Origin of the sequence: Clostridium sp. DSM 8431 (assembly GCF_900116755.1) — a bacterium.
In the GTDB taxonomy this organism is placed as follows: Bacteria; Bacillota; Clostridia; order Clostridiales; family Clostridiaceae; genus Clostridium.
Map to the genome: position 1 here is coordinate 1 of NZ_FPBY01000137.1, position 9,136 is coordinate 9,136.

The 9,136-nt window shown below is 26.8% G+C and carries 11 protein-coding genes; 10 read left to right on the forward strand and 1 reads right to left on the reverse strand.

What is annotated here, in order from left to right; all coding sequences use genetic code 11:
• Window positions 1-602: 602 nt before the first annotated feature.
• The 7 genes from BM384_RS12760 to BM384_RS12785 all read left to right on the forward strand — a co-directional run bounded on the left by BM384_RS12760 (window position 603) and on the right by BM384_RS12785 (window position 6,008).
• Complete coding sequence (locus tag BM384_RS12760) at window positions 603-1,088, forward strand: hypothetical protein (RefSeq protein ID WP_090014158.1); 486 nt, start codon at window positions 603-605, stop codon at window positions 1,086-1,088.
• 14 nt (window positions 1,089-1,102) lie between these two features.
• Window positions 1,103-1,729 (forward strand): hypothetical protein, encoded by a 627-nt coding sequence (locus BM384_RS12765; protein WP_090014160.1) that lies wholly within the window; start codon window positions 1,103-1,105, stop codon window positions 1,727-1,729.
• Between the two features lie 243 nt (window positions 1,730-1,972).
• The gene (gene nrdD / locus BM384_RS18660; RefSeq protein WP_347455074.1) at window positions 1,973-2,605 is read left to right on the forward strand and encodes an anaerobic ribonucleoside-triphosphate reductase; all 633 of its coding nucleotides are present in this window, start codon (window positions 1,973-1,975) and stop codon (window positions 2,603-2,605) included.
• Between the two features lie 85 nt (window positions 2,606-2,690).
• On the forward strand, window positions 2,691-3,467 hold the full coding sequence (gene nrdD, locus BM384_RS18665; protein WP_347455075.1) for an anaerobic ribonucleoside-triphosphate reductase: 777 nt from the start codon (window positions 2,691-2,693) through the stop codon (window positions 3,465-3,467).
• Between the two features lie 80 nt (window positions 3,468-3,547).
• On the forward strand, window positions 3,548-4,903 hold the full coding sequence (gene nrdG / locus BM384_RS17985; protein ID WP_207650722.1) for an anaerobic ribonucleoside-triphosphate reductase activating protein: 1,356 nt from the start codon (window positions 3,548-3,550) through the stop codon (window positions 4,901-4,903).
• 281 nt (window positions 4,904-5,184) lie between these two features.
• Window positions 5,185-5,553 carry a hypothetical protein gene (locus BM384_RS12780; RefSeq protein ID WP_090014163.1) on the forward strand — a complete coding sequence of 123 codons (369 nt, stop codon included), beginning with the start codon at window positions 5,185-5,187 and terminating at the stop codon, window positions 5,551-5,553.
• Between the two features lie 35 nt (window positions 5,554-5,588).
• Window positions 5,589-6,008, forward strand: a complete 420-nt coding sequence (locus BM384_RS12785; RefSeq protein WP_175537374.1) for a DUF1064 domain-containing protein — start codon at window positions 5,589-5,591, stop codon at window positions 6,006-6,008.
• A gap of 46 nt (window positions 6,009-6,054) precedes the next feature.
• Here the strand turns inward: BM384_RS12785 and BM384_RS12790 are convergent, their stop codons facing one another.
• Window positions 6,055-6,663 carry a CPBP family intramembrane glutamic endopeptidase gene (locus BM384_RS12790; protein ID WP_090014167.1) on the reverse strand — a complete coding sequence of 203 codons (609 nt, stop codon included), beginning with the start codon at window positions 6,661-6,663 and terminating at the stop codon, window positions 6,055-6,057.
• 329 nt (window positions 6,664-6,992) lie between these two features.
• Here BM384_RS12790 and BM384_RS12795 point away from each other — a divergent pair, with 329 nt between their 5' ends.
• The 3 genes from BM384_RS12795 to BM384_RS12805 form a co-directional block, all read left to right on the forward strand.
• On the forward strand, window positions 6,993-7,706 hold the full coding sequence (locus tag BM384_RS12795; protein WP_175537375.1) for an ABC transporter ATP-binding protein: 714 nt from the start codon (window positions 6,993-6,995) through the stop codon (window positions 7,704-7,706).
• Entirely contained in the window at window positions 7,699-8,451 is a 753-nt protein-coding gene (locus BM384_RS12800; protein WP_090014170.1) for a hypothetical protein, read from the forward strand. Before BM384_RS12795 ends, BM384_RS12800 begins: the two co-directional genes overlap by 8 nt.
• Window positions 8,448-9,136, forward strand: a 689-nt coding sequence (locus BM384_RS12805; RefSeq protein WP_090014172.1) for a CPBP family glutamic-type intramembrane protease, incomplete at its 3' end; no start/stop codon positions are given. The genes BM384_RS12800 and BM384_RS12805, both read left to right, overlap by 4 nt.

The following is a 9,136-nucleotide window of genomic DNA, read 5'->3' on the forward strand; positions in this document are numbered from 1 at the left end:
ATTATATAATAGAATCTAGGCTGTTTCAACTAACATTGGAAAGAACCAAATCATAAGTATAAAATACATTTATTATGTCCACTCTTTTATACTAACACCAGTTATTAGATTTCCATATAGTTATTTAAATATTTTATTAGATATATTGTTAGATACATTATGGTAAAAGATATTTAAAAGTTTCAAATATTTTTATTATAATTAATTTTAATAAAAGATTATGCTTTAAAAGCGATTCACAAGCAAAAAAGTGATTCAAAAATCGAAGCCCTTATAGTAATAGTACTGTCGGTTTTGTACTATAAAATAGCGATATATACCTATGAATTTCCTCTATTCCGTTGTAAATCCCACCTAATTACAATTCATCTAATTTAAATTGAAATAAACCGATATAATTCAAAATAAACCCCAAAATGTGAGAGTATATTAAAAAATAAAATGAGTTAAAGAAATTAGAAATAGAATTAGTATAAATCGAACTGTTTAATTGTTATATTACAATATAATATAAAAAATATAAAATTTTACATAAATTATCTAAAATGTTATAATAATGATTGTATTGATATGCAAATAACAATAGAAATGGGGTAATGAATATGAGAAAAAGTTCATTGACAAGAAAATTCTTAACAAAAGTAGTGGCAGCAGTAGTAGTAGCAACAATAGCATTGGTTGGTTTTAATTCACAAACTGCATCGGCAGGTCCAGCACAATCTATAAGTAGTTTTGAAATAGAGGCTTATGGATATGATTCTAATGATACAGGTATCGGATGGAATGGTTCATATACTGGAACTATATCTAGAGAAAATTTACATGATTTATGGCTTATTACTTATCAACATGGGTATGGAAGTATTGATTATGTAAAGATTGATGGTGTAAATGTTTCTTATAATGCTGATAAAAAGGCAGTTGGATCAGGTGTTATTTATGATTGGAGAAATATAGTTTATATAACAGACAATAATTATATTGGGAATTTAAGTAGTGGAAGACATACTATCACAGTTCAATGTTCTTCGAGAAATACATTCCCAAGCAGAACACTTTCAGATAGTGTTACATTTAATGTAGCATAGAATGAGGTAATTAAATGAGTATTAAGATTGGACAAGTTCAAGGGTTTAGTTCTAACTACAATAATAAAAAAGTAAACTTCTCTGAAAATAGTTTTTCTAACGTATTAGAAAAAAGTATGAAGAAAGATACTATAAATTTAAATACTTCTTCTAATATAGTAAGTCCATTATATACTTCTGATGGCAAAGGTAATACTATGACAGATGATGAGAAACAAACTTTAATAGAAGACAAGGCTATTTATGATCATTTTAATTTGAAAGATAAGGGTATTAAATTTGGAAGCCCAGAATGGGAAGAGTGGAAAAAGAAAGATGGTTCTGCTTGTATTCCAAGACTTAATGAGCCTTGGCAAATAAGAAGAGGATGGCGAGAGGCCCTAGATAATTGTAAAACTCCTGCTGAAAGAAAAGAAGTTATGGAGTTAAAATTAATGTTATTTGCTAGTGAGGCAAAGTCTGAAGAAGAATTATCTAACAAGATTAATAGTGGAAGTAGAGTAAAAGATTATTTAGACTTTTTGGGCGCACAAAAAAGTATGTATGAAAATATTGCAAAAAGAGATTTAAGTCACTCTTATGAAATATTTATATCTACATTAGGAAAATTAAGAGATAATATAATGAATAATGTTAAGTAGATAAAAGTACCTCTTTACTAAATTAGTTAGTAGAGAGGCATTTTTGGTTTTAAATAGTAACTTTCAATAAAAATAATCGTTTTAGTTTATTTAGAAAGCACAAATAAGCTATTTTTTAAAAACTTATTCGTAAGCGTAAAGGATTTAGTATCTAGATATTAAATCCTTTACGCTTACAAACTATTATCTTATTATTCATAACTTGAGAGTTTTGAAACTGCATGTACTGTTACAACTCAAATTATAGCTCAAGTATCATCAAATCAATATGGCGGCCAAAGTATTACTATAAGACATTTAGCTCCATTTTTAAGAGTTACTTATGATAAAGAATTTAAATACTTCGTGGAAAAATACAACAATAGAGAAATGGCTAAAGAAGAAGCTTCTGCTAGAAGAGCTAAAGCTTTAAAAGATGGAATCCAAACAATAAGATATCAGCTTTCAACATTACAAACTTCCAATGGTCAAAATCCTTTTTCAACTATATATCTTGAAGTTGTTGAAGGTGATGAATATGAAGAAGAAATGACTATGATCTGTGAAGAAATGATAAAGCAAAGACTTCAAGGAATGAAAAACTACAAAGGTCAAGAAATTGGAGAAACGTTCCCAAAATTAATTTACTTATTAGATGAAAATAATTGTCTTGAAGGTGGAAAGTATGATTATCTTACTGAACTTTCTGCTAAATGTAATGCTAAAAGAATGGTTCCAGATTATCAATCAGCTAAGATAATGAGACAAAATTATGAAGGCTGTAATTTCCCAGCTATGGGTTGTAGATCGCATTTGTCAAACTGGAGAGATAAAAATGGAGAATTTAAATGGTACGGTAGATTTAATATGGGTGTATGCAGCTTGAACCTACCTTAAATAGGCATTATAGCTAATAAAGATATGAAAAAAGTTCTGGAATATACTGGATGAAAGACTTGAACTTTGCAAAGAAGCATTATTAATAAGAAGAAATTTATTACTTGGTACTACATCAGACGTTTCTCCAATTCATTGGCAGCATGGAGCTCTTGCAAGACTTCAGCCAGGAGAAAAAATTGATGATTTATTAAGTAATGGTTATTCAACAATTTCACTTGGATATGTTGGTATTTGTGAATTAACATATTCAATGCTAGGGGTAAGCAATACAACTCCTGAAGGTGAAAAGTTTGCATTAGAAGTAATGAATTATATGAAATCTAAATGTGATGAATGGAAGAAAGAAACAGGTCTTGCTTTTGGTTTATACGGAACTCCAGCAGAAAGTTTAATTTATAGATTCTGCAGGTTAGATAAAGCTAAATTTGGGGAAATCAAAAATGTAACTGATAGATTATATTATACAAATTCATATCATGTTCATGTATGCGAAGAAATAGATGCATTTAGCAAGTTAAAATATGAATCTCAATTCCATAGTATCTCAAGCGGCGGATGTATTTCTTATATTGAAGTTCCAGATATGAGTAAGAATTTAGAAGCTGTAAAGCAAATTATAAACTTTATATATCACAATATTCAATATGCAGAAATCAACTGTAAACCTGATGTTTGCTATTCATGTGGATTTACAGGGGAAATTAAATTAGATGATAATTTAGAATGGTATTGTCCTTCTTGTGGAAATAGAGATAAAGGTCAAATGCAAGTTCTTAGACGTACATGTGGTTACCTAGGATCAGCGTTTTGGAACTCTGGAAAAACTCAAGAAATGAAAGAAAGAGTAATTCATTTATAAAATATAAAAATATATGGTATAGTAATTAACTTGCTATACCATATAAATATAAAAAATCATATAAGTATCAGGAGGATATTATGTTATTAAAAGCAAAAAACTTAGTAGATGAAAAAGTAATAGAATTAAGAGAAAGAGTTGAAAAACTAGAAGTAAAACCAAAGCTTGTTATAATCAGAGTTGGAGACGATCCAGCGTCAGAAAAATATGTTAATAATAAAATCAAAAAGTGCCATGAGACAAATATGTTGAGTGAGATAATTCACTTCGATAAAGATGTAGAAAGTTCCAAAGTTGAAGAAAAAATAATTGAATTAAATAATGATGATACTGTAACAGGTATGCTTTTACAATTACCTTTGCCAGCACATCTTGATGAAGACTTATTAACTCAAATGATAGATGAAAAGAAAGACGTTGATGGTTTTACAATCAGCAATATCGGAAGATTAACATTAGGTTTAGATAGTAATATTGCTTGTACTCCAAAAGGAATTATAAGTTTATTAAAATATTATAATATTCCAATGGAAGGTCAAAATGTATTAGTTATTAATAGATCTAATATTGTAGGGAAACCACTAGCTCTATTATTTTTAAGAGAAAATGCTACTGTTACAATAGCACATTCAAGAACAAAGGATCTTGAAGCTAAAATTAAGAATAGTGATATAGTTGTAACTGCAGTTGGAAGAGCTGCTATGTTTAATGCTGATAATTTCACTCCTGGAACTACTATTATAGATGTATCAATAAACTTTAAAGATGGTAAGATTTGTGGAGATGTAGATAAAACTTCTTATGATGAACTATTAGAAAAAAGCTGCAACATAACTCCAGTACCAGGTGGAGTAGGTCCTATGACTGTTCTAAGTTTAATAGAGCAAACTGTTGAGATTCAAGAAAAAAATATATATAATAGGAGAAGTTTTATGAAATATTCTAAAATAAGAAAATTTGATATAGCAAATGGACCAGGAGTACGAACCACTTTATTTGTAAGTGGTTGCACTCATAATTGTGAAGGCTGTTTTAATAAAGAAGTACAAAATTTCAGCTATGGAGAGTATTGGACCAAAGAAATAGAAGATATTTTCATAAAAGATTCAAGTAAAGATGTTATAGTTGGAATTAATATTTTAGGTGGAGAGCCAATGCAACAAAAGAGTGAAGACATGCTTAGGCTTGTAAAAAGGCTAAAAGAAGAAACTAAAAAGCCAATTTGGTTATGGAGTGGCTGCTTATGGGAAGAGCTAATTCAAAAACCAGATAAAGTTGAAATATTAAAATATGTTGATGTTCTTATAGATGGAAAGTTCCAGATAGATAAAAGAGATTTAATGTTAAAATACATGGGTTCAAGTAATCAAAGAGTTATTGATGTACAAAGATCATTAGAAGAAAATACATTAAAATTAGTTAGTCTAGAAGTGTAATGTTTCTATATTAATTATATAATATAAATATAGAATAATTAAAGAAAGGGATTAAACTAGAAAGAATTATAAAAACATAACAAAAGAAGGGCTAGATGAATTATCATATGTAGTTGAATATAGAGCTAAATTTTCTACATACACATGTCCTTTTATTAAGGTTGACTGTGAAATCAAACTTATGCGTTCAGAAGGAAGATATAAGAATAGAGAAGAATGCTTGGAATGCAAAGAAAAGTTATTGAGTTCTATAATAAAAATGAAAACTAAGGAGAAAAAATATGTATAAGAAAATTCAATATATAAAATGTCCTGAATGTAATGGAATAATTAAAATGAACAATGATGATTATCCCAACATAGGATCTTGCAGAGTTTTAATTAACAACAGACCAACGTGTCAAGAATATGGTCAGTCCTACGATATAAGGATTGAAACTTTTGAAGTTGGCGAAGTAGTTCAAAGCAGAAGAACCAGTAAATTTTATGAAGTTGAAAGAGTTAGTGGAGAAAACATTGAATGTAGAAATGACAACTTTACTACAGTTACTTTTAAAGTTGAAGAAATTACTAAGGTTAATCCTGAAATTATAAAAGAATTGGAATATATCTTTGCTAGAAAGTATAAAGACAAAAGTGATCCTTTCTAATTAATTATATAATCCAAATACAAAGGAGAATAAATTTGAAATACAGAAATAGAAAAGTTATACTTGATGGAATTAAATTTGATAGCCAAAATGAAGCTGCTTATTACTTGGATCTTATTGAAATGAAAAATAACGGAGAAGTAATTAATTTTACTCTCCAACCTAGTTTTGTATTAATTCCTTCATATAAAAAATACGGAAGAACTATAAGAGCTATTACATATGCACCTGATTTTTATGTCCAGTATGCAGATGGTAGGGAGGCATATGTTGATATAAAAGGTTTTGCAACTGAAGCTTCTAAGTTAAGAAAGAAAATGTTTGATTATATTTATCCTGAATTAACATTAGTCTGGTTAACTAAGAACAAAGCTTACGGAGATAAATATGAGTGTATAGATACGGACAAGCTTAATGATATAATTAAAAAAAATAAAAAAGTCAATAAATTATAGATGAAAAATACTAAATTGATTATAATTAATTTAAATAAACATACATTTATAGTGAAAACATATCTATTAAAGAAGAAGACATATTTGCAATTCCGTGTAATATCCAACTAGGTATTATAGATCCATTAGCTAATTTTTCATCTATATATCCACAGCTCCAACCTATTAAAGAAGTAAATAAAAATACAATAAATGCCTTTATGAAACCAAATTGTGATAGTAACATAGCACCATGTAAGTATCCAAATATAGCAGCTTGAATGATATTAGCAATTACAAATCCAAACAATTTACTAAGACGTTTTCCTAAAAATCCTCTGAAAAATAATTCTTCAGGAAGTCCTGTCTTTAAAAAAGAAAATATAATTGCAGGCATTAATGCATTAATACCTTTTCCTTTAAATTTTTGAGCAGTTAATTGAACGGTATCAGGAATTATATCATCTATAAATAAGGAGCCTAATGTAAAAAATATCAAAAAACTTATAAAGCATAAGATAAAAATTTTTTTATGTTTTATAATAGGTTTATAGATTCCAATCCAAAACAAAAAAGATTTTCTTTTTTTTTCAGTAACAAACCAACATATTATAGGAATAATTGAAAATACAACAATATTAATTACAGCTTCAACAACTTCTTGTATAATAATCATTTTAAATGCTCCTTTTTAAATTCAATATAATTTTATCATAATTTTGTTTTTTTTCCAAATAGTTGATTTTGTGTAGCTTTTGATGTATCTTTATAAAAGACAAACACTTCCTTTTTATTTTATATTTGTCAGGAAGGAGGTAATTAAATATGTTAAAAGCATTTGGTAAGACTGGCAAAAAGGGATGCGGTTGTATCTCTGGTGGATTTTATGTATGTATAAGTTATGGAAAAGCAAATCTTTAGTTTTTAGTTAAATATTAATATGACGGATTTATTATTAAATTAATCCGTCATATTAATTTCAAATTAGAGAAGGGGGAGGGTGTTTTGCAAATTGAATTAAAAAACATATATAAGGCATTTAATAAACAGGTAATATTTGATAATATATCATATACTTTTAATAGTGGAAAAATATATGGTATTATTGGGCCAAATGGAATAGGAAAAACAACATTATTTAGATGCATTACTGGATTACTAGAATTAGATGGTGGACAAATAAAAATTAATGATAAAGATGTAACTATTTCCAGTAGAGATGAAGTAGTAAATAATATCTCTTATTTATTATCAAATCAAGTTATACTTCATTTATCTGGTTTTGATAATGCAAAGTTATTTGGTAATTTATATGGAATAGATAATAAAAGAATTGAAGAATTATTCAAAGAATTTGATTTATTCCACGCAAAGGATAAAAAAGTTAAAAAATACTCATTAGGAATGCAACAACGACTAACGTTAATAGTTTCCTTAATAAACTATAAAAGAAAGATAATTATTCTTGATGAGCCTTATTTAGGATTAGATCCGATAGGAATTCAATGCTTAAATAATAAGCTATTAAAGTTAAAAGAAAATGGATACTTAATAATCTTATCTAATCATCAACTGCACGAATCTGAAAAGATATTTGATGAGGTTATTTTCTTTACATCTAATGGGATAATAAGTAGAAATATTAAACAGCAAAAAGAAGATTTAGTTACACTATTTAATCAAATATATGTAAAAAGGGAAGATGTGAAAAATGAATGAAAAATATAATTTACTATTTAAATTTGAATTAAAGAAACTATTTTCTCAAACATCAACAAAAATAATCTCTATTATCTACCTTTTATTTCCAATAATTATTGTATTGGGTATTGTTTCTCCAAGCGAACATTTCTCAATATCTATGGCTGAGTTTGGTAGTGCGGCTGATTTTTCAAATGCAATTATAGGATTTTTAAATTCACTAGGCTTTTGTTATATAGTATTAGTTATGTTATCATCTTCAACATTCTCCAAGGAAATTGAAAGCAAATATATATATTTTGTTTTATCTGCAGTTCCAAACTTAAAAAAATTAATACTTTATAAGATATCTGCAATAACGTTAGTATTCATGGGAATGGTAACTATATCTTCGGTTACATCATATATAGCATATTCATTATTATATTTAAAAAAACTCACATTTAACATAAATGATTTAGGAATTTTATTATGGGGATTAGGGATAAGTCTTCTAATAACTATTATTTATAATATAATTTTAGCAATAATCAATTTAAAAACAGATGGGAATATATTTATTTCCATAATAACATCTGTAATAACAGTTGTTATTTCTATAATATTTGCAGCAGTAAAGGAATTTCTATATTACTTACCTCAATGGGCTACAGATTATATGAGCAATAGAAATAATATATTACTAGTAATTATATATATTGCAATTACTATATGTATGAATTTTATTTTATCTATATACTTAAAAAATAGAGGGAGATTATGATTAATGATTTTCTACATCTATTAGATAAAAATAAATATAAATTTATCATTTCAATTTTTTCAGTTTATATAGTTTTAATTATATCTTTATTTTTTATTTATTTTGAAGAACATTTAGATTTTAATATTAATGAGGAAATTAATAATTTCATAATACTATCACTTCCTGTTTTTATTGGAATGGTAATTTTTCCACTTTTAATATCACGGATTGTTGGTATAAAACTAAATAAATTTAGTTTTATAAATATAAGTACAATAACTATCATTTTGCTTTTAATTGCTTGTTTAGTTACTGTATTTAAATTTAGAAATGGATCTGTGGGCATGGATATTATTTTAAATACATGTATAATTGCTTTTTCGGAAGAATATCTCTTTAGATATTTCTTGCTTAATAATTCTGGCAGTAATAAAAAAGAAAGAAGACTCATGTTATTATTAAGTTCATTAATTTTTGCTTTTATAGTACATAATAATGAACCTCTGTTGAATAACTTACTAATTAGATTTCCTATGGGAATAACATTAGGATATATCTATACAAAAACTGAAAAAATAGATTATTCTATTTTAATTCATTATATATACTGGACCTATGTCAATATAGTGGACACATTTTTTCGATTTTTTCTATGCTATTTTATTTCTTTCTCGTACCTCACATTCTTCAGGAGTAATATAAC

Coding starts and splice junctions, on each gene's coding strand:
- BM384_RS12760 (WP_090014158.1), top strand. CDS start 603: ATGAGAAAAAGTTCATTGACAAGAAAATTCTTAACAAAAGTAGTGGCA.
- BM384_RS12765 (WP_090014160.1), top strand. CDS start 1,103: ATGAGTATTAAGATTGGACAAGTTCAAGGGTTTAGTTCTAACTACAAT.
- nrdG (WP_207650722.1), top strand. CDS start 3,548: ATGTTATTAAAAGCAAAAAACTTAGTAGATGAAAAAGTAATAGAATTA.
- BM384_RS12780 (WP_090014163.1), top strand. CDS start 5,185: ATGTATAAGAAAATTCAATATATAAAATGTCCTGAATGTAATGGAATA.
- BM384_RS12790 (WP_090014167.1), bottom strand. CDS start 6,663: ATGATTATTATACAAGAAGTTGTTGAAGCTGTAATTAATATTGTTGTA.
- BM384_RS12800 (WP_090014170.1), top strand. CDS start 7,699: ATGAATGAAAAATATAATTTACTATTTAAATTTGAATTAAAGAAACTA.